Origin of the sequence: Janthinobacterium sp. UMAB-56 (assembly GCF_900095265.1) — a bacterium.
Classification (GTDB): Bacteria; Pseudomonadota; Gammaproteobacteria; order Burkholderiales; family Burkholderiaceae_D; genus Janthinobacterium.
The window spans coordinates 120,360-140,032 of record NZ_LT607661.1 but is presented as its reverse complement, the minus strand read 5'-3'; the positions used below and the strand labels follow the sequence as shown (position 1 = coordinate 140,032).

At 63.0% G+C, this 19,673-nt stretch carries 16 protein-coding genes; 4 read left to right on the top strand and 12 right to left on the bottom strand.

What is annotated here, in order from left to right:
* The 4 genes from K0F85_RS19265 to gspG form a co-directional block, all read right to left on the bottom strand.
* Positions 1-760 (bottom strand): hypothetical protein (locus tag K0F85_RS19265; RefSeq protein WP_219117561.1); only part of this gene is annotated, 760 nt, incomplete at its 3' end.
* Entirely contained in the window at positions 753-2,459 is a 1,707-nt protein-coding gene (locus tag K0F85_RS19260; RefSeq protein ID WP_219117560.1) for a GspE/PulE family protein, read from the bottom strand. The genes K0F85_RS19265 and K0F85_RS19260, both read right to left, overlap by 8 nt.
* Positions 2,456-3,661: a type II secretion system F family protein gene (locus tag K0F85_RS19255; RefSeq protein WP_219117559.1), complete on the bottom strand. Its 1,206-nt coding sequence runs from the start codon at positions 3,659-3,661 to the stop codon at positions 2,456-2,458. Before K0F85_RS19255 ends, K0F85_RS19260 begins: the two co-directional genes overlap by 4 nt.
* A gap of 38 nt (positions 3,662-3,699) precedes the next feature.
* On the bottom strand, positions 3,700-4,143 hold the full coding sequence (gene gspG / locus K0F85_RS19250) for a type II secretion system major pseudopilin GspG (protein ID WP_219117558.1): 444 nt from the start codon (positions 4,141-4,143) through the stop codon (positions 3,700-3,702).
* Between the two features lie 466 nt (positions 4,144-4,609).
* Between gspG and K0F85_RS19245 the strand changes: the two genes are divergently transcribed.
* The 3 genes from K0F85_RS19245 to K0F85_RS19235 all read left to right on the top strand — a co-directional run bounded on the left by K0F85_RS19245 (position 4,610) and on the right by K0F85_RS19235 (position 9,132).
* Positions 4,610-5,368: an NF038120 family PEP-CTERM protein gene (locus tag K0F85_RS19245; protein ID WP_219117557.1), complete on the top strand. Its 759-nt coding sequence runs from the start codon at positions 4,610-4,612 to the stop codon at positions 5,366-5,368.
* A 36-nt stretch (positions 5,369-5,404) separates the two neighbouring features.
* Positions 5,405-8,557 carry a S8 family serine peptidase gene (locus tag K0F85_RS19240; RefSeq protein WP_219117556.1) on the top strand — a complete coding sequence of 1,051 codons (3,153 nt, stop codon included), beginning with the start codon at positions 5,405-5,407 and terminating at the stop codon, positions 8,555-8,557.
* A 116-nt stretch (positions 8,558-8,673) separates the two neighbouring features.
* Positions 8,674-9,132, top strand: a complete 459-nt coding sequence (locus tag K0F85_RS19235; RefSeq protein WP_219117555.1) for a protease inhibitor I9 family protein — start codon at positions 8,674-8,676, stop codon at positions 9,130-9,132.
* On the opposite strand, the gene K0F85_RS19230 is transcribed toward K0F85_RS19235, so the two are convergent.
* The 4 genes from K0F85_RS19230 to K0F85_RS19215 all read right to left on the bottom strand — a co-directional run bounded on the left by K0F85_RS19230 (position 9,129) and on the right by K0F85_RS19215 (position 14,365).
* Complete coding sequence (locus K0F85_RS19230; RefSeq protein ID WP_257572888.1) at positions 9,129-9,776, bottom strand: LuxR C-terminal-related transcriptional regulator; 648 nt, start codon at positions 9,774-9,776, stop codon at positions 9,129-9,131. The two genes, K0F85_RS19235 and K0F85_RS19230, sit on opposite strands and share 4 nt — an antisense overlap.
* Positions 9,777-9,808: 32 nt before the next feature.
* Positions 9,809-10,528 (bottom strand): winged helix-turn-helix domain-containing protein, encoded by a 720-nt coding sequence (locus K0F85_RS19225; RefSeq protein WP_219117553.1) that lies wholly within the window; start codon positions 10,526-10,528, stop codon positions 9,809-9,811.
* Positions 10,529-10,717: 189 nt separating this feature from the next.
* Positions 10,718-11,356, bottom strand: coding sequence for an NF038129 family PEP-CTERM protein (locus K0F85_RS19220; protein ID WP_219117552.1), 639 nt, complete (start codon positions 11,354-11,356; stop codon positions 10,718-10,720).
* Between the two features lie 9 nt (positions 11,357-11,365).
* Positions 11,366-14,365, bottom strand: a complete 3,000-nt coding sequence (locus K0F85_RS19215) for an ExeM/NucH family extracellular endonuclease (RefSeq protein ID WP_219117551.1) — start codon at positions 14,363-14,365, stop codon at positions 11,366-11,368.
* A 468-nt stretch (positions 14,366-14,833) separates the two neighbouring features.
* Here K0F85_RS19215 and K0F85_RS19210 point away from each other — a divergent pair, with 468 nt between their 5' ends.
* Positions 14,834-15,592 carry a PEP-CTERM sorting domain-containing protein gene (locus K0F85_RS19210; RefSeq protein ID WP_257572887.1) on the top strand — a complete coding sequence of 253 codons (759 nt, stop codon included), beginning with the start codon at positions 14,834-14,836 and terminating at the stop codon, positions 15,590-15,592.
* A gap of 44 nt (positions 15,593-15,636) precedes the next feature.
* Here K0F85_RS19210 and K0F85_RS19205 read toward each other — a convergent pair whose 3' ends face one another.
* The 4 genes from K0F85_RS19205 to K0F85_RS19190 all read right to left on the bottom strand — a co-directional run bounded on the left by K0F85_RS19205 (position 15,637) and on the right by K0F85_RS19190 (position 19,655).
* On the bottom strand, positions 15,637-16,659 hold the full coding sequence (locus K0F85_RS19205) for a TIGR03790 family protein (protein WP_219117550.1): 1,023 nt from the start codon (positions 16,657-16,659) through the stop codon (positions 15,637-15,639).
* A gap of 139 nt (positions 16,660-16,798) precedes the next feature.
* Positions 16,799-17,377 (bottom strand): FxDxF family PEP-CTERM protein, encoded by a 579-nt coding sequence (locus K0F85_RS19200; RefSeq protein ID WP_219117549.1) that lies wholly within the window; start codon positions 17,375-17,377, stop codon positions 16,799-16,801.
* A gap of 84 nt (positions 17,378-17,461) precedes the next feature.
* The gene (locus K0F85_RS19195) at positions 17,462-18,019 is read right to left on the bottom strand and encodes an FxDxF family PEP-CTERM protein (protein WP_219117548.1); all 558 of its coding nucleotides are present in this window, start codon (positions 18,017-18,019) and stop codon (positions 17,462-17,464) included.
* A gap of 181 nt (positions 18,020-18,200) precedes the next feature.
* Complete coding sequence (locus K0F85_RS19190; protein WP_219117547.1) at positions 18,201-19,655, bottom strand: mannose-1-phosphate guanylyltransferase/mannose-6-phosphate isomerase; 1,455 nt, start codon at positions 19,653-19,655, stop codon at positions 18,201-18,203.
* Between the last annotated feature and the right edge of the window lie 18 nt (positions 19,656-19,673).

Below are 19,673 nucleotides of genomic sequence, written 5' to 3'. Positions count from 1 at the left end.
CCGGCGTGGCAAATATCTGGCAGTGGAACGCTCCCGCCGGTGCCAGCCAGTCCGCTGGCGGCGCGCCGCACAGCTGCAGCAGCGCCGGTGCGGGCACGCCTTGCAGCAGCGCTTCGCGCGCCAGCGCCTGCTCCAGCCAGCCATGGCCGGCGCCAGGGGGAACGGGCAATGCGCGCACGGCGCGCAGCTGTCCATCGTGCCGCACGCCCAGGGTCAAGGCGTTCTCCTGCAGCTGGCCAAACCAGGCGCCCGGTTTCAGCGCGCCGTGCCAGCGGTTCCAGTGGCGCGCAAATTGCGGCGTAATAAAAATCAAGGCCAGCTTGCCTGCGGCCGCCACGCGCGTCAGCTGCGCCAGCAGCGCATGCGGCACGGCGCAGAAAAATGGCGCGCGCGCATCCCAGGCGCTACTGCTGTGCCACAGGCCGGGCGGATCGCCATACAGCGACTGGAAGCGCAGCGCGGCGGCCGCCTCGATATCGGCCAGGCGCGCGGCGCCCTGCGGCAGGTCGACTTGCCACAGGCGCGCCAGCGCATCGTCGAGCACCACGGACAGTGGCCAGCCCGCATATTCGCCGGCTGGCAGCAATTGCGCCAGCGCCTGCCCCAGGGCGGAAAAATCGCCATGCAGCGTGTCGTCCGGCACATACGCCTGCTCGGCCAGCAGTGTCCAGGCGGGCGCGCGCCAGCGACTGCTGCGCCACAGGCTCAACTTGCCCGCCGCCACGCCCAGGCGCAGCCCTAGTCCGTAAGCTCTACGCATGCAGGGTGACCCTCTTGATTTCCGTGATGGTGGTGGCGCCCCGCCTGACCAGTTCCAGCGCCGCCAGGCGCAGGCTGCGCGTGCCGTTCGCATACGCGGCCGCCTTGATCTGGCGGATCGGTTTTTTATCGACGATCAGTTCGCGGATTTCATCGGTCAGCACGAGAATCTCGGCGATCGAGCGGCGCCCCTTGTAGCCCGTGCCGCGGCAGTCGCCGCAACCCTTGCCCTGCTTGAACTGGTAGCCTGCCACGTCGGCGCGCGCCAGGCCCACGCTGGCCAGTTCAGCATCGTCGGGCGTGTAGTCAGTGGCGCAATGCGGGCAGTTGGTGCGGATCAGCCGCTGCGCCCAGATGCCGTTCAGGGCCGAGACGAATGCATACGGATCGATGCCCATGTGCGTAAAACGGCCAAATACGTCGAAGACATTATTCGCGTGCACGGTGGTGAGCACCAGGTGGCCCGTAAGGGCCGACTGCACGGCGATTTCCGCCGTCTCGCGGTCGCGGATCTCGCCCACCATGATTTTATCGGGGTCGTGGCGCAAAATCGAGCGCAAGCCCTTGGCAAAGGTCAGCCCCTTCTTTTCATTCACGGGGATTTGCAAAATGCCGGGCAACTGGTATTCGACGGGGTCTTCGATGGTGATGATCTTTTCACGTCCGTTATGGATTTCCGTCAGCGCCGCATATAGGGTGGTGGTCTTGCCCGAACCCGTAGGGCCGGTGACGAGCAGCATGCCGTAGGCTTCCTGTGCCAGCGCGCGCAGGGCTTGCAGCGACGGCACGTCAAAGCCCAGCGCTTCGAGCGTCAGTGCGCCGTACGCCTCGATCATGGCGCGCTTGTCGAGGATGCGGATGACGGCATCCTCGCCATGGATGCTGGGCATGATGGAGACGCGCAAATCGATTTCGCGCCCGCCCGCCTCGACGCGGAAGCTGCCGTCCTGCGGCACGCGGCGCTCGGCGATATCGAGTTCGGCCAGCACCTTCAGGCGCGAGATGATGTGCTCGGCCACCTCGATGCCGTTGACGGAGGTGGCATGATCGAGCACGCCGTCGACCCGGTACTTGACGGCCAGGCCGCTGGCCGTGCTTTCCAGGTGGATGTCCGAGGCGCCCGCTTTCAGCGCGTCATACAAGGTCGAGTTGACCAGCTTGACGGCGGGGCTGGCCGCTTCCGACACGCTGGCGAACGACAGCACGGCCGCCGTCTTGCCATCGCGCCGCGCGTCAGTAGCGGCGCCAGGCAGCAGGCTGTCGACGGCGCGCGCCGACTCTTCCTGTTTCGACAGGTAGGCGGCGATGTCGGCCTGCAGCGCCAGGCGCACGCTCAAGGTGCCCTGGCCGGCGCGCGCACTGAGCCAGGTTTGCAGGTCGAGGTCGAACGGGTCGGCGATTACGCCCACCAGCTGGCCGTCGGCGGCGCGCAGCAGCACGCAATGGCGCGCCAGCGCCTGCGACAGGGGCAGCACATCGAAGGCGGGCGAGCAGGCCAGCATGTCGGCCGTTTCCAGCACATCCAGGCCGAAGGGGCGCGCCAGCTCGCGCACCACGGCGCGCGCCTCGATGCCGCTCAATTGCTGCAACTCCTCGACCAGGCTGCGCTTCGATTGCCGGCACAGGGCGCGCGCGTGCTGCAGCAACGCAGAATCGATGGCCACGATGGCCACGGCGGGCGCAGAGTCGGTTTGTATCATGAAATATCGCCGGCAAGGTCGAAGATGGGCATATACAGCAAGATCACGATGGCGCCCACGACCAGGCCGATGGCGGCCATCAGCAACGGCTCGAAGGTGCGCGTGAAACGATCGATCCAGCGGCTGATTTCACCGTCATAGAAAGCCGCCGACTGGGTCAGCATGGGGCCCATGTCGCCCGTGCGCTCGCCTACGCGCAGCATGCGCAGCGAAATGGGCGTCGTCAATTGATGCTGCTCGAAGGCCGATGACAGGGGCTGGCCCGCCTCGATGGCGCCGCGCGCCTGCTGCAACGACGCCTGCATGCCCGGCGAAACCATCGCATGCACGGTGGCAATCGCCTGCACGATGGTGATGCCGCCTTCGGCCAGCATGCCCAGCGTCAGGTACAGGCGCGACAGTTCATAGATACGCACGCGCTCGCCGATGCCGGGCAGCTTCGCCAGCAGGCGCGCCACGCCGCCATGGCGCAGCGCGCGCCGCACGGCCGTCAATACGACGCTGCCGGTGATCAGCAGCCCGAGCAACAGCAGCCAGCCGTGCTGCGTAACGAACTGGCCCCAGCTGAGCATGACTTGCGACATCCACGGCAGGTTGCGCCCCGCCCCTTGGTAAACCTCGGCAAAACGCGGCACCACATAGCTGATCAGGAAGGCGCTGACGCCGCCGCCCACGGCCAGCAGGATGGTGGGATAGATGGCGGCGCTGACAATTTTTCCACGCACCGTATCGATGCGCTGCTGGTAGTCGACGTAGCGCGACAGCGCGCGCGGCAAGTCACTGGTGCCTTCGGCCGCCTTGACGATGCCGATGTACAAAGGGGGAAACAGTTCGGCCTGCTCCGCCAGGGTGGCGGAAAAGCGTTTGCCTTCGCGCAAGCCTTCCAGCAGGCGCGTGAGCACGCTGCGCGTGGCCGGCGACGCTTCCTTTTCCAGCAAGGCTTCCAGCGCCTCGACGATGCCCAGGCCCGCTTGCAACAGCGCCAGCAATTCCTGGCTGAACAACAGCAAGGGCAAGGCCCGCGCGCGCTGGCGCCCTGCCGCACTGAACGGCGTTGCCCGCAAGGGACGGATGGCGCTGACAAACAACCCGCGCGCCTCGGCCTGGCGGCGCGCGTCGGCTTCGTCGCGGCCGTCGATCACGCAGGTATGCAAGGTAGCTACCGCCTGGTCCGTGGAAAGCGCACGTACTTCAAACTGCATGATGGCGTATCCGTAACAAAAGAGTGGGCGCGCTGGCCTTATTGCGAGCTGATGTCGGCATTCTCGCCGCTACCGCCTGGCTGGCCATCCTTGCCCATGGAAACGATGTCATATTCGCCCTTGCTGCCCGGTGCGCGGTATTGATAGGCATGACCCCACGGATCGAGCGGCACGGCTTTTTTCAGGTACGGTCCATTCCAGCGGGTGCCGGCGGCGGGCGGTGCCACCAGCAATGCGGCCAGTCCTTCTTCCGTGCTCGGATAGCGTCCCACATCGAGGCGGTAAGTATCGAGCGATTTTTCGAACGCTTCGATCTGCGCCTTGGCCACCGTCACTTCGGATTTGCCCAACTGGGCGAAATATTTGGGGCCGACATAGGCCGCCAGCAAGCCGATGATTACGATCACGACCAACAATTCGAGCAATGTAAAACCACGCGCTGGGCGCGTTGCCACAAGGTACTGCCTGTGTGCTGCGTGCATCCGGTAACTCCTTATTGCCTACCTTCAATACATTGCGTCGCTGCGCGCGGCTGATGGCCACGCCCGGGGCGACACGCGCTTGCCCGATGCTTATCAGCCTACCATGCCGCTTATGGTTAATACAATCTTTTCTTTGTACTGTGAACAACAAATTGCATGGGAAACCATCCCCTGCGCGCGAAACTGCCACCATGCCGCGCGCACTTGCCAGCCTGGTCAATGATTCAACTATTTTCAATGCGGAAAGCATCTACTCTTGGTTATCAATTCATAGTAAGTGATGAATTTTATTCATTCAAAATTTGTAACTTTCAAATTAAATTTGCAAGAATAGCAAACAATATAATTGCCTCTTTTGCTATAGTAAAAATCAATTTTCTGCGTATTGGTCTTATCCGTCCACGCAGGAAAGAACACCCAAGACGCAAAACATATTGCATCCGACATAATCACCAAGGGAAAATTCATGACTCGTATTGTGCATTCGAAGGCAGCTTCCGCAGCAAGTCCCTTCTCCGTCAAGCAGTTGACTGGTGCCGCCATCCTGGCCCTGTCCGCCGCCTGTGCGCCCGCCGCCATGGCGGACGTGATCAACTTTGATAATCTGGATAGCCAGTTCGTCGGCCATGGCGACGCTCTGGAAATCGGGAAATTCCTGCTGACGGGCGCCTCGAATGTGCCTGGCGCCAATTATGGCGACCTGGTCGGTGCGGTGTTCGACGGCACGGACCCGGCCGCCTGCGGCATGGCCTGCCCGACCAACAATACAAGCAATTACTATGCATCGCTCAACGACGGCATCGTCTACCTCGACCCACTCAACCCGGGCGGCAGCGTCAGCCTGCAAGGCTTCGACGCCAGCTTCATCGGCTACGCCCAGGGCATCACCTACCCGGCAGTGGCCGGCCTGTTGCGCGTGCAAGGCTTTTACGCTGACGGTTCTTCCCTGTACGAAACGTATCAGCTGGGCGGCCCCGTCGGCGGCAGCTTCCAGTTCCAGCGCTACAACACCAGCGCCAGCTTCGGCAGCCAGCAATTCGCTTCGCTGGCCTTCTTCGGTTTCACTTGTAACACGGCCGGCAGTTGCAGCGCCTTCAGTACCAACAAGGGCCAGTTTGCGCTCGACAATATCGTCGCCTCGGTACCTGAACCATCGACCTACGCAATGCTGCTGCTGGGCCTGGCAGGCATCGGTTTCGCGGCACGCCGCCGCCAGCAAGCCTGATTTGCCCCTTTTCGCTACCGTTACAGGAAATCCTACATGACATTCCGTCCCGCTTTGCGTCCCATTTCGCTCGCCGTGCTGAGCCTGTTTGCCAGCCTGAGCTTCCAGGCCCACGCCGACGACCTGCGCCGCCCTTACATCGTGCAACTGACCGATAAACCGATCGCTTCCTACGCCGGCTCGGTGGAAGGCCTGGGCGCAACCCAGCCTGCCGCCGGCGGCCGCCTCGACCTGGCCAGCGCCGAAGTGCAGCTGTACGGCGACTACCTCGAGCAGAAACAAGCCCGGGTACAAGCGCTCGTCGCCGCCGCACCCGTGCAATACCAGTACAAGATCGTCCTCAACGGTTTCTCCGCCCTGCTGACCGACGCCGAAGTGCGCCAGTTGCAGTCAAGCGGCGACGTGGCCAGCATCGCGCCCGACGAGCCGCGCACCCTGCAAACGAACTACACGCCAACCTTCCTCGGCCTGGACCAGCCGGGCGGCCTGTGGAGCCAGTTGGGTGGCAAGCAGCATGCGGGCGAAGACATCATCATCGGCATCGTCGATGGCGGCGTGTGGCCGGAAAACCTGTCGTATGCGGACAAGGTCGATGCCAACGGCACCCCGACCTTCGACCCGAACGCCACCCTGGCATACGGCGCCGCGCCGGCCGCCTGGAAGGGCAGCTGCCAGACGGGCGAAGGCTTTACACAAGACCACTGCAATAACAAGCTGCTCGGTGCGCAATACTTCAACGCCGTACGCCTGACCGAAACGGACAAGATCCAGCACTGGAGCGAATTCACCTCGCCGCGCGACTCCGTTGGCGACCCTAGCGGCGAAGGCGGCCACGGCACGCACACCTCATCGACTGCGGGTGGCAATGCGAGCGTGCCTGTCACGACGAAGGGTACGCCGCTGGGCGCGATTTCCGGCGTGGCGCCACGCGCCCGCCTGTCCGTCTACAAGGTGTGCTGGTCCTACAACCTGGCCACCCAGGCGACGGGCGCGAAAAATAGCTGCTACGGCGGCGACAGCGTGGCGGCGATTGAAAAAGCCGTGCAGGATGGCGTACACGTGATCAACTACTCGATCAGCGGCGGCGGCAGCGTCAACGATCCGGTCGAGCAAGCCTTCCTGCATGCCTCGAATGCCGGCGTGTTCGTTGCCGCTTCGGCTGGCAACTCGGGCCCGGCGAACACCGTGGCCCACGTCAGCCCGTGGATCACCACGGTGGCCGCCTCGACGCACAACCGCGCCAACCAGGCCACCGTGACCTTGGGCAATGGCGCCAAGTACACGGGCGCCTCGCTCAACTACAACCCGCTGCCGGCCACCACCTTGATCCGCGCCCAGGATGCAGGATTGCCAGGCGCCGATGCGCAAAAACTGGCGCTGTGCTACCGTGCCGGCGACAACGGCGGCGTGGCCTTGCTGGACCCGGCCAAGGTCGCAGGCAAGGTCGTCAGCTGCCTGCGCGGCACCACGGCGCGCACCGACAAGGGCGTCGCCGTGCTCGAAGCGGGCGGCGCCGGCATGGTGCTGGTCGACACGGGCCTGGGCCTGGTTTCGGACCAGCACGTGCTGCCAGCCGTGCACGTGAGTGCCGCCGATGGCGCGCTGATCAACGCCCAGGCGCAAACGGGCGTCGCCACGGCGGCCATCTCGCGCTTCGTCACCAATGGCAACGGCCCTGCCGCCCCTGTGGTGGCCGACTTCTCGTCGCGCGGCCCGAACCTGTTCGACGCCAACCTGCTCAAGCCCGACGTCGCGGCGCCTGGCGTCGATATCCTGGCCGGCGGCTCGCCTGCCCTGTCGCGCGCCCAGCGCGACGCCGTGCAGGATGGCAGCCTGGTGCCGGCGCAAGCCTATATCTTCCTGCAAGGCACCTCGATGGCCAGCCCGCACGTGGCCGGCCTGGCCGCCCTGCTGCGCCAGCAGCATCCTGACTGGAGTCCGGCCGCCATCAAATCGGCCCTGATGACCACAGGCAGCACCACCCTGCCCGATACCCAGGCAGGCGATGCGCGCGGCATCCTGCCATGGGCCCAGGGCGCCGGCCACGTGACGCCGAACAAGGCTGCCGATCCTGGCCTCGTGTATGACGCCAGCCTGGCTGACTACAAGAAATACATGTGCGGCGTCGGCATGACGGCTGAATGTACGGGCGGCACCCTGGCCGGCTACAACCTGAACATGCCGTCGATCACCATCGCCAACGTGCTGGGCACGCAAACGGTGACGCGCCGCGTCACCAACGTGAGCAGCAGCAGCGCCACCTATACGGCCAGCGCCTCGGTCAGCGGCTACAGCGTGGTAGTGGCGCCTGCCACCCTGGCGCTGGCGCCCGGCGAAACCAAGTCCTTCAGCGTGACGCTGACGCGCACCACGGCGCCGGACAACGCCTGGCAGTACGGCGCCCTCGTGTGGAGCGACGGCGTGCACACGGTACGCAGCCCCGTCACGGCCCGCTCGGGTCGCGCGGTGCAATCGCCGGCACTGCTGCGGGCCGACAAGGTCAGCGGCTTGCGTTCGCTGACCCTGTCCACCGGCTTTGCCGGCAAGGTCGGCGCAGCGACAGGTGGCCTGAAGGAAGTGACGCGCAGCGAGCAAACCATCACCCAGGCCGCACCGGGCAGCGTCGACACGCTGGAGCAGATGGCTGCCGCGTGCAAGGCGGGCGGCAGCGGCGTGCGGGTGGTCAATGTCAGCATTCCCGCCAGCGCGGTAGTGGCACGCTTCGAGACCTTCGACCGCGACACCACGGAAGGCACAGGCAATGACATCGACTTGCTGCTGCTCAACAGCGCAGGCGCGACCGTCGCCACTTCGGCCTCTGCTGGCTCGAACGAGGCCATCACCTTGACCACCCCGGCGGCCGGCAGCTACAAGTTGTGCGTGATCGGCTACCAAGTGGCGAATGGCGTGTCGACCGGCTTCGGCCTGTCGTCCGCCATCGTCACGACGGCCGACAAGGGCGGCAACCTGAAAGCCACCCTGCCAGGCAAGGTGTATGTGGGCGGCAGCGCCACAGCCGGCGTCAGCTGGTCGGGCCTGGAAACGGGCAAACGCTACCTGGGCGGCGTCGTCTTCCTTGATGGCAACAACGCGGCGGCCTCCACCACCGTGCTGTCGGTGGAAACCAACAACCCGCTGCCGCTGGCAGTACCCAGCATGCGCAGCGTGAAAACGGACGCCAAGCTGTAAGCACATCGTTCGAATGACCACACGACGCGCCCTGCGGGGCGCGTTTTTTTATGTGCCGCCGATACAGGCGTAGAATCGGCATCATAGGTGCCTCCCCAACGCCTGGAAAGCCTGCCATGCCCTCGAAAAACTGGATATTTGCCGCTATCGCCGGTGTCAGTAGCTTGGCCGGCGCCGTGCCAACGGAGCAGCACAAACCGGCGCAGCAGGCGCGCCACACCTACATCGTGCAATTGACGGATGCACCACTGGCCTCGTACACGGGGGGCGTGCCGGGCCTGGCCCCCACCCTCGTTCAGGGCCGGCGCCTGGACACGGGCAGCGAGGCGGCGCGCCGCTATACGGCCTACCTGGAAGAGCGTCAGCGTGCCGTGCTGGCGCTGGTGGCCGAGGCGCCCGTGCAATACCGTTACACGGTCACCCTGAACGGCTTCGCGGCCATGCTGACGCCGGACGAAGTGGCGCGCCTGCGAGCCAGCCCGGACGTGGCGCAGGTATCGCTCAGTACCATCGAATACACGCACACTGGCGGCGGCAATGGCAAGAAACAGGCCCCGCCGCAGGACCAGCGCTAATGGCTGAGCAGGCGCAGCGCGAGGCCGCGCGACACGGCTTGCGTGCGGTTGCTCACGCCGAATAATTTGTAGATGCGCTGCAAATGGCTTTTCACGGTCCCGCCGCTGATGCCGAGGATTTGCCCCACCTCCTCATTGCTCTTGCCGATGCTGACCCAGTGCAGCACTTCCAGCTCGCGCGCGCTGGCCGCACGCGACGCGGCCGGGCCCGCCATGGGCAGGCGCACGCGGTCTTGCAGCGCCAGCCAATGCAGGTGCAGATAAGGCAGCAGCAGTTCCAGCACGTACGCCTGGCGTGCCGGGTCCGGCAGGGAGGTACAGAACAGGGCAAAAAAACTGCCGCCGCCTGCCACCACATTGCCATGCACCAGGACTTGTCCGATGACGACCGCCTTCTGGCCGCCCGCGCGCCAGGCCTGCGCCAGACGCGCCACCTGGCCATCGCGCGTGTCGTTGATGTCGCGCAGCTGCACGGGATCGAGCACGGCACTGTGCCACGCCTCGCTGCGCAGCACACTCCCATCGGCGCCCAGCTGCGCGCAAACGAGTATGGCGTGCGGCAACAAGGCTTGCAGCGGCCCCTGACTCCACAGGAAGAAATCGCTGGACACGCTGATGCCATGCGCGCCGAGTATGGCGTGCAACAGGTATTCCTGTTCCCGCCCCGTCAGCAGCATCATGCGCACATGGCGGCGTCAAACGCCAGGTAACGGTAGCCGCTGCCGCGCACGGTTTCGATGCGGTGGCCACAGCCACCCGGCTGCAAGGCGTGCCGCAAGCGTCCCACGTGGGCGTCGACAGTGCGCTCGTCCAGATAAGCGCCACGCCCCCAGACCTGGTCCAGCAATTGCGCGCGGCTATGCACCCTGCCAGGATGGTCCATGAGGAAATGCAACAGCCTGAATTCCACGCGGCCCAGGTTGACGGGCACGCTGCCGGCGGTCACGCGCTGGGTGTGCGGATCGAGGCGCAAGACGGTGTCGCCGGCCACGCTTGAGCCTGAACTTGCGCGCAAGGCCGAAGGCGCGCGCCGGCGCAGCAGCGCATGCACGCGTGCCAGCATTTCACGTGGACCGAATGGCTTGCAGAGATAATCGTCGGCGCCGCTTTCCAGCGCCAGCACCTTGTCCTGTTCGCTGTCGCGCGCACTGAGCATGATGATGGGCAAGTCGCACAGCACGCCGTCTTGGCGCACCTGGCGCAACAGCCCGATACCTGAGGCATCCGGCAATGCCCATTCCAGCATCAGCAAGTCGGGCGCGGTGGCGGCCAGCAGCGCCAGCGCGCCGCGCGCGTCCACGGCACAGCTGACCCGATAGCCGGCACCGCCGAGATTATGCGCCAGCAGCGCTTGCATGGCGGGCGCTGGGTCCAGCACCAGAATGTGGCCAGGCATCGATGCATCCTCCCGAAAAAGTTGGCGGCAGCCCATGAAAAAACTAGACTGCCCGACAAGTTTTTCACTATGCATCAAGCGCAAAACGCTGACTAATACAATTTAGTTTCCTGATTTATAGCTATTTCAAATAAATAGATGAAAAAAAACACAGCGGGCCATGGGCGCGCTGTGTCCAGACTGGAAAGACTATGCTGGCGTGACCGACTGGCGTCGGCGCAGGGCAAAACCGATCAGTGCCAGGCCGCCCGTCAACATCATCCATTCCGACGCTTCCGGCACGGCCGAGATCGACGCGATGCTGGCGTAGGTGCTGCCGGCTATGCTGGCGGGCAAGCCGCCGTTGAGCGGGGTCAGCTCGAATTGCAGCAAGTTGCCATTGATATTGCCCAGGTAGGACGTAGCCGTGGCGTCGAGCAAGCCTACGCCAAAGGTCGTGCCAGCGTTGCCGGACGTGTTCAGGAAATCGCCGCCAAAGACGATGTTGAAACCGAACTTGCCGCCCAGTGTCACATTGTGAAACCAGTCGTTGTAGGCGCCGCTATTGCCGAAGGTCAAAGTGCCGGGCAAGCTGCCGCTGACGCTGCCTTCCTGCGATTCCAGTGCGCCGAAAGCGCCCGAGAAATTGCTCAGGGTGGCGCTGGCGCCCGGCGCAGGACTATTGCCAGCGATAAAGGCGAAGTCGAGGAAACCGGCGCCAGAGAATGCGCTGGTGTCGATTTCCACGTGGTAGGCGAGCGGGTCCGCCAGGGCCAGACTGCTGCTGGCGGCGAGCAAGGTGGCCAGCACGGCGCGACGCAGGGTCAGATGTAATTTCGTAGTCAACATGATGCTTCCTTAGAAGTTGCCGGCAAAGATGCTGGCGGAATAATGGATCGTCACTTTCGACGGATTGGTAAAACTGACGGCGAACGAGGCTGTAGCACCGGGCGCCAGGCTGGCCGCGTTGACGCTGACGTAAGCGGCACCCGCATGGCTGCCCGTGGCATTGGCCAGGCTGACGGCGGCCGGCAAGCCGCCAAACAGCACCTGGAACGGACCACTGATGGCCGTCGTGCCCGTGTTGGTGAAGGCAAACGTCCCCGTGTACTTTTGCGTCACGCGGTTGAACGTCAGGCCAGAACTGGCTTGCGCGACGCCGGCCGTGATGTCGCGGAAGGCGGGCTGCAAGTCCAGGCTGACAACGACAGGATCATGGTCCGAGGCGCGGTAAGGCAAGGCGTTGTACAAGTCTTGCGGCTTGGCAGAATCGATGTTGTAGTCGATCACTTCCGGCTCGTCCGCGTTCACATGCCATTCGGCCACGCCCGCCACTTGCGGGCTCAGCGAAGCGCTGGCCAAAGCATGGTCGAGGTAGCCGCTCTGGCCGCCGAAGACATACGAATACGGCACGCCCGACGGACGCACGAAACGCTCGAGCTCATTGACGAAGCCGGCGCCCGTGATGACCTGGATCGGGTCTTCCGCGCCATACGAATTCAAGTCGCCGATGACCAGCACGTCGGCGTCGCCGGCGGCGGCAGCCACCTGCGGCACGAAGCTGCCCACCAGGCGCTGCGCCTGTTGCACGCGCGTGGCATTCCAGCAACTCTGGCTATCGTTCTGGTCAGCGTCCAGCCCGCTCGACGGGCAACTGCCCTTCGATTTCAGGTGGTTGACGACCAGCGAGAATTTCTCGCCATTCGCGGCACGGAAGGTCTGCGCCATCGGCGGACGATTGTTGATGGCGTTGGCGTCCGACAGAGCACCGCCCACCAGGCCCAGCTTGGCAGGCTTGTAGATCATGGCCACGCGGATGGCGTCCGTGCCGGTGGCGGCCGGTTTCGGCACCACCGCGTAAGTGACGCCGCCGATGGCCGCGTTGAGCTGCTCGACCAGATAGGTGACGGCCGTTTCGCCATTGTTCTGGATTTCCATCAAGCCCACCACGTCCGCGTCGATGGCTTGCAGTTCGGCCACAATCTTGTCGCGCTGGCGCACGAACTCGGCCAGGTTGTCGGCGCCGCGGCAATTGCTCTTGGTGGTCGAGGTGCCCAAAGTACAACCCTGTCCCGTCTGGCCAAAGACATTGCTGCCATTGGTAAAGGTCGTAAAGAAGTTCAGCACATTGGCACTGGCCACCTTGACGTTGCCGGACGGCAGTTCCGGACTGCCCGTGCGTGGATTGTCGCGCGAAAACTGTGGCGCTTGCGTCGGCTGCAGTTTATATGCGGCGCCACCGCCGCCGATGGCGCCAAAATCCACCACGCCCGTCAGGTCGGACACCGTGTCGCCGCTGCGCACGGTGCCATCCTGGCCGATGTACGGAATGGTGGGCGGCGTGACGAAAATGCCATCATCGAGCACGATCAGGTTGCTCGCATTGGCGGCGATCAAGGCTTGCGCCTCGTTTGATCCGGCTGGATAACGGTTGGTCGGCACTTCGCGCCGCCCCGCCGACAGGCTCAATTCGCCGCGCGCGCCCAGGTAGGCGTTTTGCGACACGGTCAACGGTTGCGTAAAGCGCACCAGCATGCCTTCGACGGCAGCCAGCTTATCGTTCGGCATCGTCACGTTGGCCGGCACGATGCTGTGGCCCGCGCTTTGCGTGAGGATGGCCGTCACGTCCTTCAATTCCGTGTAGGAATTTTTAGCACCCGAAGGCGTGTACTCGAACACCGTGCCCGTCACGCGCACCAGTTCGCCCGGCTGCACGGTGGTGGCCGTCGCGCCCGTGTACACGAAGATGCCGTCCGAGGTCGAAGGGTCGCCATCACCGGCCGCATCCTGGATGAAGAAGCCCGTACCCACTTTCAGGGTCACCACGCCCTCCGTCGTCTGCACGGAATTGGCGTAGGGGCTGGCCGCGCCACTGCCCTGGATTTGCGGAATCGTGTGGCTGATGGCGGCCAGGCCTTGCACGGCGACATCGATCTTGCAGCTGGTGCTTTGCTGCTGGTCATTGCTGAAATTCACGATGACGGGATAATTGCCGACCGGCACGCCAGCGGCCACCAGCAGGCTGACCATGGCACTCTCACCGGCCACGCCGGCGGCACTGAAATTGGCCAGGTTGATGCCGGCCACTGCCGGCGAGCCAAGGCTGGCAGCATTCACGATGCCATCGACGTCGGAAGCGCGCAGCACGGCGCTGCCGCCATTGCCCACGGCCAGCGCCAGACTGGCGGGGCAGCTGGTGATGATCTGGTGCACGACGGGGCCGCCGCACACATTCAGCGGCGAGGCCGTATTGCGCGGCGTCACGCTGCCAGTGGCGAAGTCGCTGCTGTTATCGTCCGTGTCGCCACAGCCGCCATTTGCGCGCGCTATCGACAAGGTATTCGATGGCGCGGGTGCCACATTGCCCTCGAAGCCGTTGGCCGTACCAAAACCGACCAGGTCGACGACGCTGGCACCTGTGGGGTTGACGCCCGTTTGCGCCGTCTTGCTATTGCTCAGTAACACCTTGCCCGCCGTGCCCGACATGGCCACGCTGCCGCTGGCGTCCGGTGTGGGCAGCGCCGCCGTGCCGCCGGCGCCCTTGGCTTGCTGGACCAGCAGATACTGGCCAGGTTGCAAATCGATAGCCGGCAAGGCCGTCACGGACCAGCTCGAACCTGCAGCCGACGCGTATTGCACGCTCCAGTTATTCACATTGACCGGGCTGGCGCCACGGTTGAAAACTTCGATGAAGTCATTGGTATATACAGCGCCGCTATTGCCGCCACCGCCATACACCTGGCTGATGACGATATCGGAAGCAGCCAGGGCCACGGTTGGCAGGGACAGGCTGGCCAGCAGCGTGGCCATGACGGTCAGGCGCAAGGGCGTGCGCAAGGAGGAAAGCGAGGTGTGCATGGAGATCCCGGTCAGTAAAAAAATGGCGCCAGCCCGAGCAGACGGGCCGGCGCACCACAATTAACAAAAGTATTTCAGACTTGTTATTTGCATATTAAAGACCGGGGATGACGACTTGATGACATTTGATTAAGCCGAATGGCGTAAAAGTCTCTTACCTGAAGCACGGGCAACTACGGTTTTTAGGGTCCAATGAGCAACGTCAGGTTCACGATGGCAAGAAAAAAGAGGCGCCGGCTGAAATATATGATATATTTAAGGCAAATAAGTTTTGTTCTTGATAAGCCATTAGCAACCTTGAGAACCTTGCAATACAAATAGATTGAGCAGGCCCCATCCATGCCTGGCTCTTCAGATGCGGTCCTGTCAGTGCACGAACAACGTCGCACAGGCAGCGCACGCACCAATCACATCCTCAGCGCCTGGCGATGCTCGCCGCGCTCAGAATGCATTTTCAAGAGGTAAGTAATGTTAAAACCAGCCACCCCACTCAAGTTCGCTTCGTTGTTCGCCTGCAGTATGTTATTGCTGGCGACTAGCACGGCGCAAGCTCAAAATAGTGCTCAGCGTGCCAGCGGCGACGAGAAACGCTGCCAGGCCACGGGAGCCGCCGGCAACGCAGTCGGCAAGGCGAAGGACGCCGACCTAGACAGCACGTACAGCGCTTGCAGCCTCGTCGATGGATTCATCGGCTTCGGCGCACGCACCAATGATGGCACGAGCCAGACGCCGGAATTCGGCGAAGGCGAATCGAGCCAGGTATTGCGCCATCCGCAATCCGGCAACCAGGGTCACCGCCTGGCCAATCTGCTGGGCCAGCAAGGCGATGGCGGCGGCAGCTCCGGCGCACGCACCGGCAATGCCGGCGGCGAGTACCGCTTTGGCGCGCGCGACTTTATCGCCGTGCAAGACCAGCCAGTGATCGACGATGCCGCTGGTTATCGCGGCGCCGGCCGCGCCTACGTCAGCGCCGATAGCGTCTATGCACCACTGCTGACATCGTCCGGCTTTGAAACGGGCGCCCCCCCAGGAAAAGCCGGTGTGGGCGGTGGCGGCGCAGGCGGCGGTATCGACAGCGGCAGCAATGGCACCGGTGGCACCGGTGGCGGGGCCATCGTGCCGCCCATCACGCCCGCCGTACCGGAACCCGAGACCTGGTCCATGCTGATGGCCGGCCTCGGCTTGCTGGCCGTTGCCGTGCGCCGCAAGGCCGGGCGCCAGACATAAGAAAAAAGCTCGCAAGAGCTTTTTTTTCGTCCAGGTAAACCACCTCAGCGTCGGAATGCCAGATATGGCGCCGCCAGGGGATCGCCGATAAACAAGCCTTGCGCCGGCCACGCGACACTGCCCCAATACGCTTCCAGCGCCGTCATCCCGCCCAGGTAGCGGCGCAGCAAGACTGTCGAATTGGGAAATTTCTGCCAGAAGTTACACGGTTCGCTGACGGTGCCATAACTGGCCGTGGCGCCCGCCTCGAGCCAGCGCTGACTGCTCATCTGCGCCGTACCTTGCAAATCGCCGCCAAACGAGGTCAGGTGATCCGCAAGTGCCCCCGGAAGGAAACGCAGGGTATCGAGCTTGCCTACCTTGGCCATACCCGTCTGGTAAATCATGATGTCTTGCGCTCCCTCAAGCGAATCGGCCTTGATGTTCTTGATGGTGAGCTTGCGCTGGCGCACCACGCCAGCAGGCGGAAAAAAGGGCGCACGGCTATTGCGCGCGCCTTCACTGGTGGTCAGGAAATAGGCGCTGGCGGGCGGCACGGAAAAGCCGCTGACCGTGCCGCGGTCCACGACGGCCTTGGCCTCCGCCACAAAATCCACCGGGAGCAACATCGACAGGCGCATGCCCATCTGCGTGAATGGCTGGTTGACAGTGCTGTTGAAGTAAGGGCTCTGTTTGCCGGCATTGCAGGTCTTGGCGCACTGCGCCGCATCGTAGCCCAGGGTATATGCGGCCGTGATGGAATTGCACTCGACCGCGTACGGCGCGCTCCACACCATCAGTACCGCCTGGATTTCCGGCTTGAGCTGGGCGTCGATGCGCGACTTTAGCTGCGCGAACTGGTCCACGCTGAGTTTTTTGGGCCGGTTCGGTATCGTCACGTGCACGATATTGGCGGCGGGGACGCCATGCGCCTGGCGGTAATATTCCCCCGCTTCCACACTGTTCGGCTCCGCATCGTTGATGACGATGGCCAATTGCGAGGCGTTCAACCCTGGCGTCACGGATGGCGCATCGGCGTGCGCAATGCCGGCGGCCAGCGCCAGCGAAAAGCAGAGAGATGTATGCAATGGTCAGTATCGTCGTGAGGAAATATCCAGGCAGCCATGCCGCAGCCACCTACTGTGCCGGTCGATTATAGTCCCATGTCGGTATGCGGCAAAAAAAAACGGAGGCCGCAGCCTCCGTTTCATGTACAGAATTTTTTCTTCAGGCTTGCAGCTTGCGGCGGCGCGCCATGAAACCGAGCAAACCCAGGCCCACCAGCAACATGCCGTAGGTTTCCGGCTCTGGTACCGGCGTGACGGCCAGGATGCCACTATAACTGCCGCCAGTTGGGGAGGCCACATAACCGTCAATTTGCAGGAAGTAATTGCCAGCAGCCAAAGGCGTGGAGCCTGACTGCAACGACCACGCCTGGTCTTGTGCCGTGAAATTGATCAGGTCAAGCGCGCCATGAAAAAGAATGCCGCTGGCATTGCCCAGGCTCAGACCGGTCAAGGTCAGGCCGGAGTTGGCGCTCGGTTTGAGCGATGTCGCCAGTGCGCTCAGGTCGTTAAAGCCCGTCACACTGAAGGTAAATTTATCGCTGAAAAAGTTATTGCCCGTGCCGGCCAACTGGCCTGGCGCCAGCGAAAACGAGCCCAGCAGTTCGCTACTGGAATAATCAAGCAAGTCTTGCGTCAGATCCACCGTCGCGTGGCTGATGTCAACCGGCGCAGCTTGGGCTGCCAGGCTGCTGCCGGCAAACATGGCGGCCACAAACAGGGATTTCAGGAATTTTTTCATACTTTTCACCAAGATGACTGCAACTGGCTCAGGCCAGCTGCGGGATGGAAACGCAAACGAGGATACCTATCAGCCAGGCAGGGCTCAAGCCGCCTTCTGGCGACGGCGTGCCATGAAACCCAGCAGACCCAAGCCCGCCAGCAACATCGCATACGTGCCTGGCTCAGGCACGGCCGAAATCAGGCTGCCGTTCGCACTGAAGGCTGCGCCCGTGTTCGAGACCACGTTGCCGCTGACTTTCAAGTAATAGGAACCTGCGGCAAGGTTGGCATACGACAGGGTCCACTTGTCATCGATACCGGTCAACAGCTGATCACCGCCCCGCAGCAAGGTATTGCTGACAATGCTGTACAAGCCGAAACCCGTCAGGTTCAAGCCATTCGCCGCACTGCTGCTGCGCGAATTCAGCACCACGCTCAGGTCGCTGGCCTGCGTCACGCTAAAATTGAACAGGTCGTTGAAAAAATTGCTTTTTTGATTATTCTTGAATTTGTCGCCGAAAGTCAGCGAACCGCCCGCTGCCAGATTGACAGCACCAGGCGTGGAACTGATATCGACGGGGGCGGCCATTGTTGCCGACGAAAACAAGGCTGAACCGGCAAAGGCCAGCGCGGCCAGCGTCGAATACGTATTTTTCTTCATGCGATTCCACCGAGCGTGAGTGCGGATGCGCTTGCATCCGCATGAGTTATCTGATCAAAGCAGGCAGAATCATAGCATAAAGCAATTTTTTATGTTAACTATTTTCCAATGGAAAGTTACTTTATAGCATCATTCCTACAGCCAATAGTTTCACACTGCGGATATCGTAAAAAACTGCACATCAGGCGCGCTGGTAGACATCCTCCAGGCGCACGATGTCGTCTTCGCCCAGGTAGCTGCCCGATTGCACCTCGATCAGGTGCAGGGGCAACTTACCCGGATTTTCCAGGCGGTGGGTCATGCCAATGGGAATGTAGGTGGACTCATTTTCCGTCAGCAAGGTCACCTTGTCACCACAAGTCACACTGGCCGTACCGCTCACCACCACCCAGTGTTCGGCGCGGTGGTGGTGCATCTGCAGAGACAGCTTCCCGCCAGGATTGACGGTGATGCGCTTGACCTGGAAGCGCTCGCCGATATCAATGCCTTCATAGCTGCCCCACGGTCGGTACACCTTGCGATGCTGCACGTGTTCGCTGCGCCCCGCCTGCTTCAAGTGATCGACCACCTGTTTCACGCGCTGTACCTGGTCCTTGTGCGCCACCAGGATGGCGTCGTCCGTTTCCACCACGATCAAGTCCTGCACGCCCAGCACGGCCACCATGCGGCGCTCGGCGCGCACCAGGCAATTGCTCACGCCATCGAGATACACATCGCCGCGCACCACGTTACCGTTGACATCTCCCTGCTGTACTTCCCACAATGCCGACCAGGAACCCACATCGCTCCAGCCGATGGCAGCCGGCAGCACCACCGCATGCGCCGTATGCTCCATGACGGCGTAGTCGATCGAATCCGATGGACAAGCGGCGAAGGCCTGCTCTTCCAGGCGGCAGAAATCGAGGTCGCGGTAGCCGTCGCGCACGGCTGCCTCGCAGGAGGCCAGCATGGCTGGCTGAAATTGTCCCAGTTCGCCAAGATAACGCTCAGCGCGGAACATAAACATGCCGCTGTTCCAGAAATAATTACCGGCGGCGAGGAACGACTGCGCCGTGGCGAGATCGGGCTTTTCCACGAAACGCTCGACCCGGCAGCCCGCCCCACCCGGGCTCACGGGCGCGCCACTGCGGATATAGCCATAACCCGTTTCCGGCACCGTCGGCACGATACCGAAAGTGGCCAGGGCGCCATCGGACGCGAGCAGTGCCGCCTTGGCGATGGCCTCGTGAAACGCAGCCACATCGGTAATGACATGGTCGGCTGGCAAGACCAACATCAGGGCCTGCGGGTCGATGGCCAGCAGGTATTGCGCAGCCACGGCCACGGCAGGCGCCGTGTTGCGCCCCACCGGTTCGAGCAGGATGCCAAGTGGCGGCAGGCCGATCTCGCGCAATTGCTCGGCCACCATGAAGCGGTGTTCATTGCCACATACCACCAGCGGCGGCATGACGTCAAAACCAGCCAGTCCGCTATCGCCGGCACGGCGGTTCGGCAGGCTGCTCACGCGCAGGGCAGTTTCCTGCAGCATGGTCTTGTCCGTTACCAGCGGCAACAACTGCTTGGGTAGCACGGCGCGCGACAGCGGCCATAAACGGGTGCCCGAACCGCCGGACAGGATGACTGGATAAATTTTCATGGTTTCACTTCACAAACA